Source organism: Caballeronia sordidicola (assembly GCF_002220365.1).
GTDB lineage: Bacteria > Pseudomonadota > Gammaproteobacteria > Burkholderiales > Burkholderiaceae > Caballeronia > Caballeronia sordidicola_C.
Genome location: NZ_MTHB01000305.1, coordinates 1 through 20216, shown reverse-complemented (window position 1 = coordinate 20216; position 20216 = coordinate 1). Strand labels below are relative to the sequence as shown.

Genomic DNA, 20216 nt, shown 5'->3' with positions numbered 1-20216 from the left:
CAGCGACGGCTCGAGAAATACAAAAACGCCGCTTTATGCGCCCGGCGCGACTTCCCGAAGTTCGAATCGTTGCCCTTTAACAATAGGCGATCCGGCAAGAAATTCGCGCACCGGGAGTCGTTTGCCGCCGGGCTTTTGCAACTGCGTGAGACGCAGGCCACCTTGACCGCACGCAACCACGACACCCTCCGCGCCGCTTTCCACAATCACGCCGGCCTCGGCGCTACCCGGCAGTTCCACCAACTCGGCGGCCCATATCTTCACGACCACGCCATCGAGCGTTCCGAACGCACCGGGAAACGGATCGAAGGCGCGAATCTGACGCGCGAGCATGCTCGCCGGACGACGCCAGTCGAGCGCCGCTTCGTGCTTGGAAATTTTCTCCGCGTACGTCGCGCCTTCCTGCGGCTGCGGCGAGGCGGGCAAGGCGCCGTCCCGCTCGAGATCCCGCAACGCTTCGACGATCAGATCAGCGCCGAGTTGCGCCATCCGGTCGTGCAGCGTGGCGGTGGTGTCGGTGGGCGTGATCGCGATGTGACCTTTGACGATCATCGCGCCGGTGTCCAGCCCTGCATCCATCTGCATCAACGTGATGCCGGTCTCGCCGTCACCGGCTTCAAGCGCACGATGAATCGGCGCGGCTCCTCGCCAGCGAGGCAGCAGCGAACCGTGGATATTGATTGCACCCAGTGGCGGGATGTCGAGCACTTCTTGCGGCAGGATCAGCCCGTAGGCCGCAACCACCATGACGTCGTGAGGCGTCGCTTTCAATTGTTCAATAGCAGCGGCCGCTTCCTCTGGATACTTGCCATTGCGCCGCAACGAGGTCGGCTGCGCTACAGGCAAGCCGTGCTCGAGCGCGAACCGTTTCACCGGACCCGCCGCCAGTTTCAAACCGCGCCCCGCCGGCCGGTCCGGCTGCGTCAACACGAGCGGCACAGGGAAACCCGCCGCATGGATGGCGGCCAGCGCGGCAGCAGCAAATTCAGGTGTTCCAGCAAATACAACACGCAGCGAATGAGTCATCGATTCAGCAACCTGCAAATTCCAGCACCAGTCTTAGTGAATCGACGCGTCACAGCGCCTTTTCGAGCTTTCTCATCTTGCCGCGAATTCGCGTCTGCTTAAGCGACGACAGGTATTCGACAAACACACGCCCCATCAAATGATCCATCTCATGCTGGATGCACACGGCGAGCAACTCGTCGCAGTCGATTTCGAACGTCTCGCCCTTCTCGTTCAGCGCGCGCACGCGCACCTTTTCCGGCCGCTCCACGAAGTCGTAAATGCCAGGCACCGACAAGCAACCCTCCTCGTGGTCCTTCTTCTCGTCGCTCGACCAGACGATCTCCGGATTGATGAAGGCCTGAAGCTGGTCGTGCGTGTCCGACGTGTCGATCACGATCACGCGTTCATGGACGTCCACCTGGGTCGCGGCGAGGCCGACGCCAGGCGCCGCGTACATGGTTTCAGCCATGTCGGCGACGAGCCTGCGAATCCGGTCATTGACGACCTCTACGGGCTTTGCGACCTTGTGCAGCCGCTTGTCCGGGTACTTGAGTATGTTGAGCAGAGCCATGATTCAGATTATCGACGCACGCCGCAGCGCGCGATAGTCGGCCATTCGGCCAGGTTGTAAAAGAGTGCCGGTATCGAGAAGATGATTGGGCCGAAACGCAGCGCTTCAACCTCGTTTCAGTGCCGCTCGTGGGGCGGCAACGCGTTGTTCGATCGGCCAGGAACCGGGCCGTTCGGCAATCCTTTCTTATTTCGGAATATGAAAATTTTAACATGACGCCTTTCCTGTTGCCGACGACCGGACCCAAGCCCTGCCTGGGAGAAACCGATTTGCAGGACGTTGCAGCCTGGCTGCGGCTGGCGAATGCGAGCGGTTTGCCGCCCATTGCGCTGCGTGCGTTGCTCGCCGAATTCGGCGGCCCGCAGGCGGTATTGAACCAGCCATTCGGCGCGCTCGCGGCGACCGCCGGAGAGAAGGCTGCACATGCCGTGCTTGGCGCTCCGCCGCGCTCGGAACTCGGCTCATTCGACGAATGCCTTGCGCGCACGCTCGAGTGGGCGTCGGTTCCCGGCAACACAATCGTCACGCTTGCGGATTGCGCTTACCCTCCGGCGCTCCTGACCATGCCCGATCCGCCGCCGCTGCTATATGTAAAGGGACGGCTGGACCTGCTCCACGCCCGGGCAGTTGCTATCGTCGGCAGCCGGAGCGCAACGCCGCAAGGCATCGACGACGCTCGCCGCTTCGCGCAAGCCCTCTCGGACGCGGGGCTCGCGATTGTGTCGGGGCTCGCGCTGGGTATAGATGGCGCGGCGCATCGCGGAGGGCTCAGCGGTCCCGGCGGCACGATTGCGGTCATCGGAACGGGTGCGGATCTCGTCTATCCGCCGCTGCACCACGCGCTGGCGCACGAAATTGCGACGAACGGCACGATCGTGTCGGAATGGCCACTCGGCACGCCGGCCCGGCCGGCAAATTTTCCGCAGCGTAACCGGTTGATCGCAGGGTTGGCGAGCGGCGTGCTGATTGTCGAAGCGGCAATGCGCTCGGGGTCGCTGATCACTGCCCGGTTCGCCAACGAAATGGGGCGCGATGTATTCGCGATTCCCGGATCGATCCACGCACCGCTGTCTCGCGGGTGTCATAGGATGATCAAGCAGGGAGCGAAGCTCGTGGAAACGCCCGAAGATATTCTGGAGGAGTTTGGTTTCACGGTTCAGAGCGAAGCGGCGGCGGCCCCTGTTTCAAAGCCGCGAAAGCGTGGAAAAACGCGTCCATCGGAGGACGCCGGCACCGGACCGGCTACCAGCGAGTTCGCGCTGCAGCTTCAGGACGCGTCGGGCTCAGGCTGCGCCGCTCGAGGCAAACCGGCTAGCGCATCTTGGGCGTCCGCGTCTCTAAAACCTGCCGATCCCGAAGCAGAACGCCTGCTCGATGCACTCGGGCACTCGCCCGCGACGCTTGAAATTCTTGCCGAGCGGACCGACATGGATGGCGCGACCTTACAAAGCCTGTTGCTGCAGCTTGAACTGTCGGGGCGGATTGGCACCTTGCCGGGAGGCCGATTTGCCCGGCTTGAACGCTGATTTTTCGACGCCATGCTACATTCGCGACAAAATCCGCTGCCTGCACCGGCAACAAATTACTGACGAAAAGGACTGCAAGGAACCATGCCCGCGCTGAATCTCGACACGGACGCCGATCAGATTGCCGAGCGTCTGGCCAGCGCCGGCACGCTGCTCGTCGCCTGCCTGTGCGCCGAATGGTGCGGGACGTGCCGCGATTATCGCGAGAGTTTCAACCTGCTCGCCGATGCCCATCCGGACATCTGCTTTGCGTGGATCGACATCGAAAACCAGGCGGATCGCTTCGATGACCTCGATGTGGAAAATTTTCCGACCGTCTTGATCGAAGATGCTGTGACAACCCGTTTTTTTGGAACGGTGCTGCCGCAAACGTCCATTGTCGCGCGCATGTTGACGGACTTGAGCGCGTTGCCGGGTGTGGTGGGCGCACCGAAGATCCGGCCCGCGCTGGTCAACGCGTGAATCGACGTTCGAATCGACGGTTGAATCGAATCCACCGGCAAGACCACTATGCGCAACCCGGCGCTCTCGGAAGCTGAAACGGCTTTCGCGCTTGCATCACAAAGCACCCACATTCACCGTTCGGCACCCCGCGTTTCACCAAATGCCAGACCGCGCGCCGCACGCCATATGCTATAAAGCGGACGTTAACGGGTCCGAACCGCGGTGGCGCAAGCCGCCCAAACCCGGCCTCATGCCAGTCCCTAACTTGAATCGAGTCATGTCCAAAGCCCTGATCATCGCTGAAAAGCCTTCTGTCGCGAACGACATCGCGCGCGCTTTGGGCGGCTTCACCAAGCATGACGAATATTACGAAAGCGAAGACTACGTGCTGTCGTCGGCTGTCGGCCACCTGCTCGAAATTGCCGCTCCCGAGGAATTCGAGGTCAAGCGCGGCAAGTGGAGTTTCGCCAATTTGCCCGTGATTCCGCCGCATTTCGACCTGAATCCGATTGCGAAAACCGAATCACGGCTCAAAGTGCTGACGAAGCTGCTCAAGCGCAAGGACGTCGATCGCCTGATCAACGCCTGTGACGCGGGGCGCGAAGGCGAGCTGATTTTTCGCCTGATCGCGCAACACGCAAAGGCCAAGCAGCCGGTGCAGCGTCTCTGGCTCCAGTCGATGACCGCGGGTTCCATCCGCGACGGTTTCGCGAACCTGCGCAGCGACGCCGACATGCAGCCGCTCGCCGATGCCGCCCGTTGCCGCTCCGAAGCCGACTGGCTCGTAGGCATCAACGGCACGCGCGCCATGACGGCGTTCAACAGCAAGGGCGGTGGTTTCTTCCTGACGACTGTTGGCCGCGTTCAGACGCCAACGTTGTCTATCGTCGTGGAACGCGAGGAAAAGATTCGTCGCTTCGTATCGCGCGATTATTGGGAAGTGCGGGCAGAATTTATCGCCGCGAAGGGCATGTACGAAGGTCGCTGGTTCGACCCGAAATTCAAGCGCGTAGAAGGCGATCCGGAACAACGCGATTCGCGGCTCTGGAGCTTGCCGGCTGCTGAAACCATTGTCGCGGCTTGTCGTGGCAAGACCGGCACGGTCACGGAAGAAGCGAAGCCGACCACGCAGATGTCGCCGTTGCTGTTCGACCTGACCAGCTTGCAGCGCGAGGCCAACGGCCGCTTCGGCTTTTCGGCCAAGAACACGCTCGGACTGGCTCAGGCGCTGTACGAAAAGCACAAGGTGCTCACCTACCCGCGTACCGACGCCCGTGCACTGCCCGAGGACTACATCCCGACGGTGAAAGACACGCTTGCGATGCTCAAGGAGAGCAACAACTACCTGCCGCATGCGAAGCAGGTGTTGGACAAGGGCTGGGTGAAACCGAACAAGCGCATCTTCGATAACTCCAAGATCAGCGATCACTTCGCCATCATCCCCACCCTGCAAGCGCCCAAGGCGTTGTCCGAGCCGGAGCAGAAGCTGTACGACCTGGTCGTGAAGCGCTTCCTCGCGGTGTTTTTCCCGGCGGCCGAATATCTGGTCACCACGCGGATCACCGAAGTCTCTGGCCATCATTTCAAGACCGAAGGCAAGGTGCTCGTCGAACCAGGTTGGCTGCAGGTCTACGGCAAGGAAGTGGGCGGCGAAGAAGCCAATCTCGTGCAGGTTCAGAAGGACGAGAAGGTCGATGTCGAGAAGGTCGCGGCAGTCGGTCTCGTAACGAAGCCGCCTGCGCGTTACAACGAAGCGTCGTTGCTCTCGGCCATGGAAGGCGCGGGCAAGCTCATCGAGGACGAGGAACTGCGCGAGGCAATGGCCGCGAAGGGTCTGGGCACGCCGGCTACGCGTGCGGCCGTTATCGAAGGGCTGCTGGGTGAGAAGTACATGGTGCGCGAAGGCCGTGAGCTGATCCCAACGGCGAAGGCGTTCCAGTTGATGACCTTGCTGCGCGGTCTCGGCGTCGAGGAATTGACGGCGCCGGAACTGACCGGCGAGTGGGAGCACAAGCTGTCGCAGATGGAACGCGGCAAGCTTCCGCGCGATGAGTTCATGCAAGAAATCGCACGCATGACGCAGACCATCGTGAAGCGCGCGAAGGAATACGACTCCGACACCATCCCCGGCGATTACTCGACGCTGGAAACACCGTGTCCGAATTGCGGCAGCCAGGTGAAGGAGAATTATCGGCGGTTCGCTTGTACGAAATGCGAGTTCTCGATTTCGAAGATTCCTGGTGGACGTCAGTTTGAAATTCCCGAAGTCGAGCAGTTGATCAAGGACAAGACCATCGGGCCGCTATCGGGTTTCCGCAGCAAGATGGGCCGCCCGTTCTCCGCGATCCTGAAACTGTCCTTCGACGACGAAATCAAGAACTGGAAGCTGGAGTTCGACTTCGGTCAGGATTCAGGCGGCGAAGACGGCGAACCGGTGGATTTCTCGGAGCAAACGCCGGTTGGCGCGTGTCCGAAGTGCCAGTCGCGTGTGTACGAGCACGGCATGAGTTATGTCTGCGAGAACTCGGTGGCCAATCCGAAGACCTGCGATTTCCGGTCGGGCAAGGTGATCTTGCAGCAGGAAATGTCGCGTGAGCAGATGACGAAGTTGCTCGAAGAAGGACGCACGGACTTGCTGACGGGCTTCAAGTCGTCGCGCACCGGCCGGAACTTCAAGGCGTTCCTCGTGAAACAACCGGATGGCAAGATCGGCTTCGAGTTCGAGAAGAAAGAGCCGAAGCCGGGTGCGAAACCGGCAGTCAAGCGCGGTGCGGCGGCCGCGACTGAAGCGGAAGACGAAGGTGACGGCGACGTCGCCGTGGCAGCCAAGAAGACGACCGTGAAGCCTGCGGCGAAGAAAGCGCCTGCAAAGAAGGTGGCGGCCAAGAAGGCGCCGGCTCGCAAAGCGGGTTAGTTTTCAGGGCCTGTGGATTAGGTCCGGCACCATAAAAAAAGCCCGCGAATCATTCGCGGGCTTTTTTTCGTTCATCGTGCTGGACGACGCTTAACCACTGAAGAAGCCTCACCACACCGGCCTCCATCAGAACGGCGAGGGCATCGCCGGCGTCGCACGCGAGCGCGACTTCGTAGGCTTGCCACCAAGCTTGTTGTCATCGGCGAGAGGCACTTCGGCTTCGAATCGTGCACCACCTTCCGCTTCCGCATAGGCCGCGTGCGCGACCAGCGGCTCAGAATCGCGCTCATCAATTGCCGGCGCGCCCGGCTTGACGATCCCGTCTTTCACCCACTGCTCGCCGAGCTGATGATTCGGCGTTTGGCTGAAATGCTCGACAAGGTGATCGATGAACGTGCGCACCTTCGCGGGCAAATGGCGACGGCTCGGATACGCGACGTTGATCTCGACCTGCGGCAGCGCGTAGTCGCTCAGCAGGCGTACCAGCTTGCCGCGCGTGGTGTCGTTGCCGATCAGGTAACTCGGGAGGATCGCGATGCCCATGCCGAGCAGCGCGAACTGGCGCAGCATCTCGGTATTGTTCGCGACGATCACGTTCGTCGGCCGCACGCGTACTTCGCCTTCCGGGCCGGTGAACACGCGCTCATCGCCAAAATATTCAGACGGCAAACTCAGCGACGGATGTTCGGACAGGTCTTCCGGCCGCGTCGGCACGCCATGCTTTTCGAGATACCCTGGCGTGGCGCATACGGTGAGGCACCCCGTTGTGAGGCGTCGCGTGACAATGCTCGCGCTGCGCATCTGGCGCGCGATCACAATGCCCACGTCGAAGCCCTCTTCGACCAGATCGACTTGGCGGTCGACCAGCGTGACGTCCGGCACGACTTTCGGATAGCGTTCTGTGTAGGTTTGCAGCACAGGCGCGAGGTTGTGCAGGCCAAACACCACGGGTGCGACAATTCGTAGCGATCCAACCGGCTCGTGGTTACGTGCAACCACCATTTGTTCGACGTCCTCAAGCTCGTCGAGGATCTGACGGGCACGTTCCAGGTACACCTGGCCAGACTCGGTCAGCGACAGGCTACGCGTGGTGCGGTTGAGCAACCGGGTGCCCAGACGACCTTCCAGATCAGCAATATGACGTGTCGCTACTGCATTCGAGATATCCATTGCGCCGGCCGCGCGAGCAAAACTGCCGAGATCCGCCACTCGGACGAATACTTTCATCGACTGCAAATGATCCATGAGACAACTCCTGCTGCAAGACGGCCTCTTTAAAATTCCAGAAGCAATTCGGAATTATCCTAGGACTCCCGTTTTCGTGCAGAAGTTGCCTTAAATGTGACTTTTTCTGACAAAAGATTTCGGCTTTACCAATCGGTAAGGTGAAAGACGACGTATTGTTGCTGATTTTGGAACGATGTCGCTATCCAGTAAGCGCCGACAACATTCTGAAAAGCTGGCTGAAGCAATTTTGACGCAGTACAGCGGGAAAAGCGGAAGGGCCGCTAATGCGGCCCTTATTTCATCGATTATGTCGACTTCCATCACTAATCGCGTTAATCGAGTTTTAACGAAAACTCAGGCCAAGACCTTCTTTTCGAGCGCGGCTTTTGTCTCTGCAAGCTCGGCAGGCAGTCCCTGGGCGAGCTTCGTGAATAACTCATCGTGTAATTCGAGCTCAGCCCGCCATGCTGAGTTCTGTACGGAGATAACGCGTTCGAATTGCTCGCGGGTGAAATCGAGCGCGCCCCAATCTATGTCCTCAAAGCGTGGCGAGAGGCCGAAGGCGTGTTCATCGCCTTGAGCGGTGCCTTCAATACGACCGATCATCCAGCTCAGCACGCGCATGTTGTCGCCGAAGCCCGGCCACACGAATTTGCCATCCGCGTCCTTGCGGAACCAGTTCACGCAGAAGAACTTCGGCAGTTTGGCGTCGAGTTGCTCGAGTCGTTCGCCCATTTTCAGCCAGTGGCCAAAATAGTCGCTCATGTTGTAGCCGCAGAACGGCAGCATGGCAAACGGGTCGCGCCTGACCACGCCCTGCTGGCCGGCCGCGGCGGCGGTGGTTTCCGAGCCCATGGTCGCGGCCATGTAGACGCCCTCGTTCCAGTTGCGTGCTTCCGTGACGAGCGGCACGGTGTCGGAGCGGCGGCCGCCGAAGATAAACGCATCGATCGCCACGCCGGCGGGGTTTTCCCAATCTGCGTCGATAGACGGACATTGCGCAGCCGGCGCCGTGAAACGGGCGTTCGGATGCGCTGCCTTCTTGCCCGACTCGGGTGTCCAGTCATTACCCTGCCAGTCGATCAGGTGCGCCGGCGGCGTGTCGGTCATGCCTTCCCACCAGACATCGCCATCGTCGGTGAGCGCCACGTTCGTGAAGATCACGTTTTCCTTGAGCGTCGCCATGGCGTTGAAGTTGGTCTTTTCGCTCGTGCCCGGCGCCACGCCGAAATAGCCCGCTTCGGGATTGATCGCGTACAGCCGGCCGTCGCGGCCCGGCTTGATCCAGGCGATGTCATCGCCGATTGTCGATACCTTCCAGCCCGCCATGTCCTGCGGCGGAATCAGCATGGCGAAGTTGGTCTTGCCGCACGCCGACGGAAACGCCGCCGCCACGTGATACTTGCGCCCTTCCGGCGACGTCACGCCGAGAATCAGCATGTGTTCGGCGAGCCAGCCTTCGTCGCGTCCCATCGTCGATGCAATCCGCAGCGCAAAACATTTCTTGCCGAGCAGCGCGTTGCCGCCGTAGCCCGAACCGAAACTCCAGATCTCGCGGCTTTCCGGAAAATGAACGATGTACTTTGTGTCGTTGCATGGCCACGGAACGTCCTTCTGTCCCTGCTGCAAAGGCGCGCCAACCGAATGCACGCAGGGCACGAATTCACCGCCGGCGCCCAGCACGTCGTACACCGCGCGGCCCATGCGCGTCATGATGCGCATATTCGTCACCACGTAAGGACTGTCCGTCAGTTCCACGCCGATATGGGCGATTGGCGAGCCGAGTGGACCCATCGAAAATGGGACGACGAACATCGTACGGCCGCTCATGCAGCCGTCGAAGAGACCGTCCAGCGTAAGACGCATTTCGGCAGGATCGATCCAGTTGTTCGTCGGACCGGCCTGTTCCGGGAGCGCCGAGCAGATGAACGTCCGGTCTTCCACCCGTGCAACGTCGGATGGGTCCGAGCATGCAAGATAAGAATTAGGCCGTTTGGCGGGATTGAGGCGTTTGAGCGTGCCGGCATCGACCATGTGTTGCGACAGGCGGTCGTACTCCTCCTCCGACCCGTCACACCATTCGATCCGGTCCGGCTTCGTCAGAGCAGCGACCTGCTGCACCCAGTCGATGAGTTTCCGGTTCTTCACGTACGCCGGTACGTCGCTGTCGGCGACCACGTTTTGATCTACCACTGCGGGCTGGTTCATCGAGCACACTCCGTTCTTAGATGAGAAAACGGTTTGCAACCCGCCGGCGCTGCTCGCGAGAGGCGCATTTTTAGTCACCGGCTTACCTGCACGGAGGAACTCACGTGACAGACGGCGACACAAAACAAGGCATGCGTCGGGGAGTTGTCTAGTCTAGCGGCGACTGCCGTCTGAATCGCGGCTTGCGTCGGCACGGAACAAACTGTTAAAAAGGGATAGGGAATGTCTCCATCGTTGCCGGTTTTCCGGCGCTAGCGACGCGTGAATGGCTAAACTGCCGTATCCGCATTCGAATTCTTTCAAACACCCATCCGACGACCGGTAGATTCGTCGGCTTACACCAGCAGCTTAACGCGACGCAATGCTCGTATTTCGGCGAATTTATCCGTAATTACCCGATTTATCCGTAATTACCCGAACTTACTACGTCGATTCCTGTCCATCCTCGAATATCTGCAGCACGTTTGATGCCTATCAAAAGCCAATCCATGCCAATCAAAATTGCCATCCTGGACGACTATCAAGACGCCGTTCGCAAGCTCGATTGCTTCAGTCTGCTCGCCGATCACGAGGTGAAGGTATTCAATAACACGGTGCGCGGACTCGGACAGTTGGCTAGCAGACTCTCGGAAGTAGAAGCGCTCGTTTTGATCCGCGAGCGCACCCGGATCAGCTCGCAACTGCTCGACAAACTGCCACGGCTGCGCATGATCAGCCAGACCGGCAAGGCGGGCGGCCACATAGAACTCGACGCCTGTACGGAGCGAGGCATTGCCGTGCTGGAAGGCAACGGTTCGCCGATCGCGCCGGCCGAGTTGACCTGGGCGCTGATCATGGCCGCGCAACGCCGGATTCCGCAGTACGTCGCGAACCTGAAGCAAGGTGCGTGGCAGCAATCCGGTTTGAAGACCTCCGCGCTGCCGCCAAATTTCGGCCTGGGCCAAGTGCTTCGCGGCCAGACGCTCGGGATCTGGGGATACGGAAAAATTGGCCAGTTGCTCGCCGGTTACGGCAAGGCCTTTGGAATGAAAGTGGTGGTCTGGGGCCGGGAGCACTCGCAGGCTGCCGCGCGTGCGGACGGCGTGAATGTCGCCGAGAGCCGGGAGGCGCTGTTCGAACAGAGCGATGTGCTTTCGCTGCATCTGCGACTGAACGACGAAACGCGCGGCATTGTCACGGCCGCCGATCTGATGCGCATGAAGCCGACAGCGTTGTTTGTGAATACCAGTCGCGCCGAATTGCTCGAAGAAAACGCGCTGCTCAATGCGCTGCATCACAACCGGCCGGGGATGGTTGCCATCGACGTGTTCGAGAGCGAGCCGATCCTGCAGGGTTATAGCTTGCTGCGCATGGAAAACGTCATTTGCACGCCGCACATCGGGTATGTGGAGCGCGAAAGCTACGAGCTCTACTTCACGGCGGCGTTCAAGAACATCCTCGCCTTCGATGCCGGCGACACGTCGAGTGTCGCCAATCCGGAAGCGCTGGTGGGTGGACGCCGGCGATAGTCAGATGGTGGAAACGTCCGTGGTCGGCTCGCATCGGACGGGGAAGTTGACCGAGTTTGCGATAAAGCAGAACTTATGCGCTTCCTCGTGCAAACGGCCGGCCAGCTTCACGTCACCGCCCGCGCCGATAGTCACTTGCGGGCGCAGGACGACGTCGGTGAAGCGGCCGCTTCCTTGCGCGGACTCCTCCATCGTGCCAACGGGGTCATCCACGTAACCTGTCACCGCGATGCCATTCACTGCGCAAAGGTGCAGGTACCAAAGCATGTGACACGACGACAGCGACGCGACGAACAACTCTTCCGGGTTGTGGCGCGTGGGGTCGCCGCGAAACGCCGGGTCGCTTGACGCCTCGATGGCCGGCTTGTTCGCCGAACGCACCAGATGATCGCGGGAGTACGCGTCGTAGTGTGAGGTGCCGGAGCCCTGATCACCTGTCCAGACGACTTGCAGCGTGTATTTGTGGTGTTTGGTCATCGATGCAACACTCCTTTTTAGAGATGCGCCGCCGCGCCGAGCAGATCGGGCAAGCGGGTCAGGAATTGCTCGCCGTCAGAACGACCCAGATCGTACGCGGGCCGCATCAGCGACGGACTCGTGTAATCCCATGCCGAAATCGGCACCTTGCGTGAAGGTTGCACATAGACGCGACGCTGGTCGCGGTTCGCGCCGTGCTCCACGACAAACATCTGCGGTCGCGGATACACCCGCGTCACCATCACCAGAACGAGTCCCGGCGACGCGTCCAGCGCGCCGACCGGCACATTGTCGACCATGCCGCCGTCGAGCACAGGCCGGCCGTGTCGGCGCATGACCGGCGTGAATGGCGGCGTACAGGACGATTGCAGGATCAGGTCGGCGAGGTCTTCGACCGTTGCGCACTCTTGCGCCTTTACGAATTCCGGATGGAAACCCAGGGACTGACCGAGCGTGGGATGCAACTTCTTGCGCACGTACTTTTCGATGTTATAGGCGATCAGCCCCGCGGCTACCGCGCTGCGAGCACCGAGCCAACGCGGCAAATGCGATACGCCGATACGAATCTCCGGCGCATTTTGCAGCGATGGAAACTCGGCGCCGTAGATATCGAGTAGTGCCTGGCGGTAGATGCGATAGTGCGGAAACACCGATTCACCACGCAGCAGATTGCCCCAATACGCGTTCTTTGGATTGTCTCGCAGTGCATGCGCGTAGTAGTCCATCACCCACTCGGAATGGTTCATGTACAGCATGCAGGCCGTGGCCGCGCCGGCCGAGATGCTGGTAATCACGCGCGGGCGCAACTTGAGTTCAGGCTGGACGACGTCCCAGAAACCGGCTTGCCACCAGCAGCGGTTGCCACCGCCGGCGAATACGACTTGATCGAACATGTTGGCTTGTTTTGCTTGTTTTATGTGAGGAGCATGACCGTGGTGGTCGCGTGAGCGGCGAGTGCACCGGTTTCATCGTGGAGTTCGATTTCGCCGAAGACCAGGTTGCGGCCGCGGCGCAGGATTGAAGCGGTCACGAGGACATCGCCGGTTTTTATCGGGCGTAGGAAGCTTGTTGTGAGCGAGACGGTGGTCATCGGCTGGAAACCGCCTAGCGCGTGCGCAATGGCGACGATCATGGCGGTGTCGGCGGCGGCCATGAAAACCTGGCCGCAAATTACGCCGCCCGCGTGGCGGAGTTTGTCCGCGTCCGGTAGACGCAGGGTGACGGTTGTATCGGTAGAGCTTTCTGGCGCCAGGCCCAAGTCGCGGATCCACGGCGCGAAGGTGGTGTCGAGCAGAACGCGGATGGCGGATTCGTCCATGGATTTGGTTTAGTGGTGTTGGTCTAGTGGCTGTTCTTGTGGCTTCTTTCGTGCGTGTTTCGGGGCCGCAACGCATACAGGTTTTCACGTGTCCGTCATGATAACGGCTCGTGACAATTGCCCGAAGCGACGGTTTTTGGGATGAGCGATGAGCGCCCGCGCCATGTGGCGCGCAGCTTCCAGGCATCTGCGAGACGGTATTTTCAGGTTTTGCGTTGCGGACAGTTGCGCAATCGGCGAAAACGTCGCTATAATTCGGATTCAGTTTTTCGGGGCGTTAGCTCAGCTGGTAGAGCAGCGGACTCTTAATCCGTAGGTCGACAGTTCGAATCTGTCACGCCCCACCAAGTATCTAAAAGGCTCCTGAGCGATCGGGAGCTTTTTTTTTGCTCCGCAAAATCGGCTTTGCTCCGCAAACCGGAACAAAATCGGGCGTAGGTATCAGCCTATTCGACGCCCTGATATGTCTTTGAGCTTTATGGGATACGCCATCATCTGAGATAACAAAGGCCCGCCATGGCCGCCCTTCCGATCCCTCCTTGGACACGACTATTCGAACATGGTCGCGAGCATCAGCAAGCGACAAATAAAACGGATAAAGCGCTTTAACGAACGCGGAGTAGTCCGGGGCGACATAGAAATGCAGGCACTCAGCGGCATGGAACTGATAGTAAATGCACACCTTGCTTGTTTCCGTCTGCAATGCGGCCAATGTACTGCCCGACCCTTGAACGGCTAAAGCAATACGACGCTTCGCGTCCTCAAGTCTAGATGGATGGACCCGTTCAACAGCGTAGTCGAGCGGGCTCCTACTCCCTTTTGATGAGTTACATGACTTGCATGCCGCGACCATGTTTAAGGCGATATTCCAGCCCCCTTTCGACAACGGCCATATGTGGTCAACGGCGGCACGCTGTGCTTCAGTAAACGCGGAGTCGCACCAGAAGCAGCTTTTTCTCCCCATTCGAACTGGGTATAGCTCCGGTTCGGTGACAATCCCTGGAACGCCGAAAAACGCCGCCCTTGCATTAAAAGAGGTCGCACTGAAGGTTCTGCTGTACCGGCGGAAGACCCGCTTCGAAGCATTCGAAGCGAGAAGATAGTACCTATCCGGATAGCGATATTCCGTCATTTCCTAATATCTGATTCGCTAAACGGAGGCAGCAAACAGCAAGCAATCCGATTCATTTAGTGGGCCCAACTTTATCCCCTTTGCGTTCACGCACGTAGTGCTCGGTCATCGTCAATGACTTATGGCCGAGCTGACGTTGCGCGGCTCGAATGTCGCCCGACGATTCGGTCTTGTCTGTACCGGCCTTCGCCCGCAAATCACGAAACTGAAAAAGGTTGTTTTCGACGCCAGCGGCGAAACGCGCGCGATCGAACCGAAAACGCAGTGCATCGGCAAGCAATCGCTCGCCCTTCTCATTGACGACAAGCGCATCGACTTTCGAATTGCAGTTCTCCTTCCGGCGTTTGATCCGCTCGATTACCAATGCGAAATCGCCCGAAACGGTGATGCGCAGCTTCTTGCCACGCTTGCCTTGCTCAATCCAAAGCTCTCCGCCCCTGATATTCGACTCCGCAAATTTCAACGTATCTGCGGGGCGCTGCCCAGTCAAATAAGCGAGGTCCATAGCATCGCGCGTTGGCTCATCAGCCGCCAGCCAAACTTTCCTAAAAAGGTCATCCTCAACATACACCGTACGTCCGTGTTCCTTGTTCCGTCTCACTCCCACACATGGATTCACCGTATCCGCCAGCCCGTGCTCCCTAGCGAAGTTGAAAATGTGCGAGAACAACGCGACCTCGCGATTTGCGCGAATATGACCGGGGCGGACTGGAACTGCCCGCTTGCGATCGACGTACCATTGACGCGCTTCCTCGCCACGCCACGACAAATACTGCTTTATATGAACCGGCCTCACATCAGAAAGCTTCGCCGGCGGGTTGTCAAAGAACTTGTATAGATTCACCAGCTCGTGAAGATTATCCCGTTGGGTGCGCCTAGCTTTAGTGGGCACAATCTCCCGGACGTATCTTTCAGCGACATAGCGGAACGTCACCAGCTCGCCATGCGCAGAATTGCCGACTGCCTCAAGCTCAGACCATTTGCGCACCGCATCCACGAAGTCCGATCCGAGCGCGACCTCTGTCCGCGGAGAGCCGCCTGTATCGTAGTAGTAATACACCACCCCACTTCTCTGCTTCCGCGCGCGCATGCCCGGTGGCAAATGCAAATTTTTCCAAGGACGCCGACCCATATCACCCCGTTAATACCTTTGGTTGCCACGCAGGACGTGGCATTTGTTCCTTTCGACCTTCGATCACCGCCCGAGCAACCACCGGACGACCTGCCGCGTTGACGAAAAACGCGACTCCCATGCGACGCAGTGCTTCGATTTGCTTGGATTTCACTTTGCGACCTGTTAGCACCGCGAGGTCTTCACCAGAGAGAAACGTGTCGGCCATGGTCAAAGCTCCCTGGTGGACAGCCAAAAACACCCGAGCCCCTCATTCCAATAGGTTTGGCACCGGTCTAACGTCGCGCCCACTTTCTCGGCCGCAGCAAACGCAGTTTTTATTGCCGCCACCGGAGACTCTTCGGCGAGGTGAGCTATAAATTGCCGCTCGGGCACGACGATGCCTCGGCTAGTCCAATATCGCTTCTCATTGAGCGCGTGCTCGGCAAAATCCTTGGTGATGTACTTCCCGATATACGACGCCAGCTTGTGCCGTAGCCCCTTTTCTTTAAACGGATTTTTGACGTGGATACGCACGCTCTCGCACCCGATAACACGTCCCCATACCGACCGTAAAATCCGATAGTTCTGCCGCCCCTTCACTGCAATATGTAGATGCCACGCACCGCGCTTTTGACGCTCTGCGACGGCTACATAGTGAAAATTTTGGATCTTGGACAACCGACGTCGAAACGCATCGAAATCTCTTTTGAGCCGCCCCTTATCGACCATGTTCTCCTGGTACGTCAGCGTGATCATTCGATCTGCGCCAATTGCCTTGCAACGGAGCCGCACTTGTTGCTTGGCCCTCTTCGCCGCATCCATCAGGTTTTGATCAGTGTTTTCCGATTCACCCCGCTTCGCACGCGGCATCAGGCTTAGCCTTTGGGCACCCACATAGCGATCGAAACGCCCAACAGTGATTTCGACTTGTCCGTCATCAAACTTGCGACCATGAACCACCCACTCTCGACTAAACGCCGAGAAATTGCCTATACTGTCGTCGTGCATTGCAACTTGTCCTTGTAATGCTGTAGTAGGAAGCCTCGAACCGTTGCTGCGGTCGGGGCTTTTTTTTACTTCTGCACTGCCAACATCGCCTTAGCGTCGAGATATCCGACAGCGGCCTCGACGCTCGCGAACTTCCGAACATCGTTCCAAATCTCAGGTCCGTTCCAAACGTTGCCCGCAAAGCACCAAAGTTGATCTCCATGGTCTTCATGCGGATGACTAAGGAAATACTCATCAGCTAACAACGCAAATCCATCACCCCACCTCAAAACTGCCGCAACGCCGCCCAACTCCCCGCCCATTCCGCTCGCTTGCTTCAGTCGAACAAGTCCAACGACTGTAAGCTCCGACCCAAAACTAATGTCCAGTGCACGCCTCATAGATATCTCGTTCGTTAAGTGTCCCTGATATAAAGATAGGCGCGCTGCGCGCGCCCGTCTGTCCTCGCTATCGCTCCGGGCAGGCGGGCACGCGCCGACACCCAGTCCTGATTCCTGCGACCTCCGACGCAACCTAGCCCCCTCCGCACGCACAGGTACGCCGAACGGCCACCACTTCCCGTGTCCAGCTCTCGCCTAAATTCAATCGCGTTACGTCTGTATGGGCCGCGCCGTCCATCTGGCCGTCGCAACCCACACAGACAGCGTGCAGCGGTGTAGCTGGCATCAAGGCCCAGCCCTTCGGGTCGCTACCGCGAGCCTTGACCCCAGCGGCAACCGCGTCGCCGCTCTCAGATTTTTTGAACCTGCAAAACCAGCAAAATGTCACTGCGCGAATTACTTGCGTTACGCCCATTCATAAACGCCGGAAGCCATCGAACGCCGCTAGTAACAGAAGATTCTTTCCCTTGACTCAAACCGCCCATCACAACGACCTCGCCATCATTAAGTGCCATCGTTGTTTCTGACTTTCGAGTGTTCTTAGTAGGCGAGTTATTTACCCCGGTACTTGTCTTTTGAAAGTCCGAAATCTCAACCGTGACGTCCGTGTCGATGATGTTGTCTTTTACCGTCGGTACTACATCAAAGATCACGCCGGCATCTTCATAGGTAACGGACTGGACTGGCGCTCCGTTCGAACTGGGATAGGACACTGATGAAATAATCGGCACCGACTGACCCACGTTGAGCCGCCCGTGCTTGCCTGACGCGACACGTATATTTGGCGAAGTCACAACGTGGAAGCGTGAGTCCGAATCTAGCGCAGCAATCGCAGCGTTCAAGAACCCCGAATGCAGCCGAAATGCGTTCGCGGAATCATCAATCGTCCCAGCCCCCAAGGAGACCCCGAGGCGCCCACCCAACACGCTGGCAGCCAGCTCGAATCCGGTGGTGTGGTCATCCCCTGTAGACACTTCGTATACCCAAGCACGAATCGCGACTTCCCCGACCTTGATATCGACCGCTTCCAAAACAGCCTTGAGCGACGCAACCTCTTTCGCCGTGCCGAAAAACACCATCGTCTCGGATGATTGATCGACTTGAGCTGCGGCACTCGTCGGAGGCGCATCGCCCTTTGCACGAACACCACCCATCGCGGGAATCGAGCGATTGGAAGTGAACGACCCGGCAAACAACGGCTGGACGAGTCGTGCCAAATAATCCGCGCTCCGGTACTTAGGCATGTAGACAAACGGAACCTTATCCGGCTCTCTTTGTTCTTCCTCTTTCCGTTTGAAAACGTAGTCGACACCACCGCGGTCAACTACCCCAAAGCCGAGCGACCCAAGGAAGTCCACCAACCCGTCACGAATGTCGCCCTTGGTCCGGTCGAAGCGGAACGACACAACGCGCTGATCAGCCAGCACCTCCGGCGAAATCACATACTGGCTTTGCAACAGGTCGGCATAAATCAGGTCGATCACCTGGGCGACATTAACCATGCGCAGATCGACGGACTTCGCGTTACCCATCTTCAGCGGCACAAGCGAGCTGTATGGCATCGGACCATTCGCAACGTTAGGCGCACCGACCACAGACGGCAACGGCGGAAGGGTCGGAAACTGCGGCGTGGTATCGGCGGCGAACGCAACACGAGCAACCATCAACAGGAGGACTGTGAGAAATCTCATCGCGGAGCGACTCCCAATCCCGGTGACGGTGGAGGGGCACTACCGACAACGGCCTTCGCACCTGAAAACGTCGCGACACGTTCACCGTCAATCATGCCGACACGAGCCACCCCAGCGTTCTGAAACATCGACGGGCTTTCGACCCGTAGACGGCCGGAAACATCGGCCACAACCACCCACGAGCGACCCGGGCCGGCGTATCCCCCTACCACCCGCCAGTTCTCGGAGAACGCAGGTTTCTCGAGCGCAGTGGCAGCAGCTAGACCGGAAGCGCCAACCGCCACCGCCGAAGCAGGCACAGCAGCCCCAGCCATTGCAACAGCGGGAGCACCACTCTTCGCACCCGGTCTATGGTGAAAGAACCACCACGAGTACCACAGACCACCCACGACGAAGGTGACACACAACAGCGCCAAAACGACGTAAAACTTATTCGCCAGAATATTTTGGCGCTTGTCAACAACCGCCTCTGTGCCACCCGGACCGGCATAGCTCTTGTACAGCGGGAAAATCTCTTTCCTATACTTTCGAACGTAGACCGCGACCCGTGTTTTGGCGTTCTGCTTCCACCCTTCGTACTGTTCGACCCGGTAGCCAGACGCCATACCAATCGACTTGAGCTTGTGCATACGAAAACTCAACTCGACAACACTCTTAATCTTTCGATGGAGGTCGCCAATGTCCTGAATCATCAACACCACGTCACAGGCCACGCCCGTCACCGCATGCGTGAAGTGTCGGTGCATACGGAAAAACGCCATATGCTCATCGGTGATCTTGGCGCTTGCCTGCCACAGCTTCCATGCCTCATCCACCACCAGCAGATCACCCGGTTGGATAAACCCCGGCGTTATCACAGCACCGGAAGCGGACTCGACCTCCACTGGAAAGAATCCCGGCACCAACAAGTCCTCGGTCCGCACGTGAACCACAGCGCCGAAATCCCCACCGCCCCCACGATCCGCTTTTTCAAGGAAGTCGTGAATCGCGTCCTCGTTAATGCCATCGACATTAGTGACAACACGACGCCCCTTTGCGATGGCATCGAGCAACGGCCCTTGTACCACCTCGTAGGACTTGCCCGAACCCATAATTCCGCAATAGGCATTGATCGCCATGATTAACGCACCGCCGCGACGTGCTGCACCATCGCGACCACCAACGGAAGCGTCAACCCAATCCCGGCAAGAGCGGACGCGAACCCGTATACCAACAACCACAACGGCGAAATCTGTACATAGGGCAGAGGATTTTTTGGTTAGCGATCGCGGCCGCAGAGGGATAACGGAGCCGATGAACATCAGTCCGCGAGCGGTAACTAAAAAACCATTTGTACTAAGCCGCTCCGCAGGCAGTGACCGCTATGGGCGTTGAATGACCACGGCGATAATTTCTGCTGTCCAGCACGGGCGAAGGCAAACAGATTTCCAGCGATCAAGAGAAGCCTGGCAGGTGAAAGACTCAGAAGAGTACGCGTCGGCAGGCCAGTAACCCGCAGGTTTGGCATATTCTGAAGCGATCGCAGATTGATGGCGCGAGCCCAGCCGCGTTAGCCTCGTCGAGGAAGGCAAACGTGCGCGGAAACAGGTGCGGCGGCAACTAGCGCGCATGGTCAGGTCCTGGCGGGGCGCGTGGGAGGCAGCCGGGCATATCTTCAATGCGAAGCATGTGGCCCTTGCCGCACACAGGG

17 protein-coding genes and 1 tRNA gene are annotated in these 20216 nt (G+C 58.8%); 5 read left to right on the top strand and 13 right to left on the bottom strand.

The window, feature by feature from the left end; translation table 11 throughout:
* Positions 1-33 precede the first annotated feature (33 nt).
* Together fmt and def are read right to left on the bottom strand one after the other, a co-directional pair.
* Positions 34-1026, bottom strand: coding sequence for a methionyl-tRNA formyltransferase (gene fmt, locus BSU04_RS44290; RefSeq protein WP_089166492.1), 993 nt, complete (start codon positions 1024-1026; stop codon positions 34-36).
* A 49-nt stretch (positions 1027-1075) separates the two neighbouring features.
* Entirely contained in the window at positions 1076-1579 is a 504-nt protein-coding gene (gene def / locus BSU04_RS44285) for a peptide deformylase (protein WP_089166491.1), read from the bottom strand.
* Between the two features lie 212 nt (positions 1580-1791).
* Here def and dprA point away from each other — a divergent pair, with 212 nt between their 5' ends.
* The 3 genes from dprA to BSU04_RS44270 all read left to right on the top strand — a co-directional run bounded on the left by dprA (position 1792) and on the right by BSU04_RS44270 (position 6463).
* Positions 1792-3105 carry a DNA-processing protein DprA gene (dprA, locus tag BSU04_RS44280; protein ID WP_089166490.1) on the top strand — a complete coding sequence of 438 codons (1314 nt, stop codon included), beginning with the start codon at positions 1792-1794 and terminating at the stop codon, positions 3103-3105.
* An 84-nt stretch (positions 3106-3189) separates the two neighbouring features.
* On the top strand, positions 3190-3567 hold the full coding sequence (locus BSU04_RS44275) for a thioredoxin family protein (protein ID WP_089166489.1): 378 nt from the start codon (positions 3190-3192) through the stop codon (positions 3565-3567).
* Positions 3568-3826: 259 nt separating this feature from the next.
* A complete protein-coding gene (locus BSU04_RS44270) occupies positions 3827-6463 on the top strand; it encodes a DNA topoisomerase III (protein ID WP_089166488.1) in 2637 nt (878 codons plus the stop codon).
* 126 nt (positions 6464-6589) lie between these two features.
* On the opposite strand, the gene BSU04_RS44265 is transcribed toward BSU04_RS44270, so the two are convergent.
* Together BSU04_RS44265 and BSU04_RS44260 are read right to left on the bottom strand one after the other, a co-directional pair.
* On the bottom strand, positions 6590-7708 hold the full coding sequence (locus BSU04_RS44265; RefSeq protein ID WP_256983954.1) for a LysR family transcriptional regulator: 1119 nt from the start codon (positions 7706-7708) through the stop codon (positions 6590-6592).
* 336 nt (positions 7709-8044) lie between these two features.
* Complete coding sequence (locus BSU04_RS44260) at positions 8045-9898, bottom strand: phosphoenolpyruvate carboxykinase (GTP) (protein ID WP_089166487.1); 1854 nt, start codon at positions 9896-9898, stop codon at positions 8045-8047.
* A gap of 494 nt (positions 9899-10392) precedes the next feature.
* On the opposite strand from BSU04_RS44260, the gene BSU04_RS44255 reads away from it, so the two are divergent.
* Positions 10393-11406 (top strand): D-2-hydroxyacid dehydrogenase family protein, encoded by a 1014-nt coding sequence (locus BSU04_RS44255; protein WP_089166603.1) that lies wholly within the window; start codon positions 10393-10395, stop codon positions 11404-11406.
* On the opposite strand, the gene BSU04_RS44250 is transcribed toward BSU04_RS44255, so the two are convergent.
* The 3 genes from BSU04_RS44250 to BSU04_RS44240 are packed head-to-tail and all read right to left on the bottom strand — an operon-like array spanning position 11407 to position 13201.
* Positions 11407-11883, bottom strand: a complete 477-nt coding sequence (locus BSU04_RS44250) for an OsmC family protein (protein WP_089166486.1) — start codon at positions 11881-11883, stop codon at positions 11407-11409. It abuts the gene before it with no gap.
* Positions 11884-11900: 17 nt separating this feature from the next.
* Entirely contained in the window at positions 11901-12776 is an 876-nt protein-coding gene (locus BSU04_RS44245) for a patatin-like phospholipase family protein (RefSeq protein WP_089166485.1), read from the bottom strand.
* A gap of 20 nt (positions 12777-12796) precedes the next feature.
* A complete protein-coding gene (locus BSU04_RS44240; RefSeq protein ID WP_089166484.1) occupies positions 12797-13201 on the bottom strand; it encodes a PaaI family thioesterase in 405 nt (134 codons plus the stop codon).
* Positions 13202-13472: 271 nt separating this feature from the next.
* Here BSU04_RS44240 and BSU04_RS44235 point away from each other — a divergent pair.
* Positions 13473-13548 (top strand) — tRNA-Lys (locus tag BSU04_RS44235).
* Positions 13549-13553: 5 nt separating this feature from the next.
* Here the strand turns inward: BSU04_RS44235 and BSU04_RS49100 are convergent.
* From BSU04_RS49100 to BSU04_RS44200, 6 genes are all read right to left on the bottom strand, one after another.
* A complete protein-coding gene (locus BSU04_RS49100) occupies positions 13554-14165 on the bottom strand; it encodes an HNH endonuclease (RefSeq protein ID WP_373452935.1) in 612 nt (203 codons plus the stop codon).
* A gap of 220 nt (positions 14166-14385) precedes the next feature.
* Positions 14386-15393 (bottom strand): tyrosine-type recombinase/integrase, encoded by a 1008-nt coding sequence (locus BSU04_RS44225; protein ID WP_306427265.1) that lies wholly within the window; start codon positions 15391-15393, stop codon positions 14386-14388.
* A 73-nt stretch (positions 15394-15466) separates the two neighbouring features.
* On the bottom strand, positions 15467-15673 hold the full coding sequence (locus tag BSU04_RS44220; RefSeq protein WP_089166481.1) for a DUF4224 domain-containing protein: 207 nt from the start codon (positions 15671-15673) through the stop codon (positions 15467-15469).
* 2 nt (positions 15674-15675) lie between these two features.
* Entirely contained in the window at positions 15676-16455 is a 780-nt protein-coding gene (locus tag BSU04_RS44215) for a rolling circle replication-associated protein (protein ID WP_089166480.1), read from the bottom strand.
* Positions 16456-17185: 730 nt separating this feature from the next.
* Positions 17186-18526 carry a type II secretion system protein GspD gene (locus tag BSU04_RS44205; protein ID WP_089166478.1) on the bottom strand — a complete coding sequence of 447 codons (1341 nt, stop codon included), beginning with the start codon at positions 18524-18526 and terminating at the stop codon, positions 17186-17188.
* A complete protein-coding gene (locus BSU04_RS44200) occupies positions 18523-19644 on the bottom strand; it encodes a zonular occludens toxin domain-containing protein (protein WP_089166477.1) in 1122 nt (373 codons plus the stop codon). The genes BSU04_RS44205 and BSU04_RS44200 overlap by 4 nt, the downstream gene beginning before the upstream one ends.
* Positions 19645-20216 lie beyond the last annotated feature (572 nt).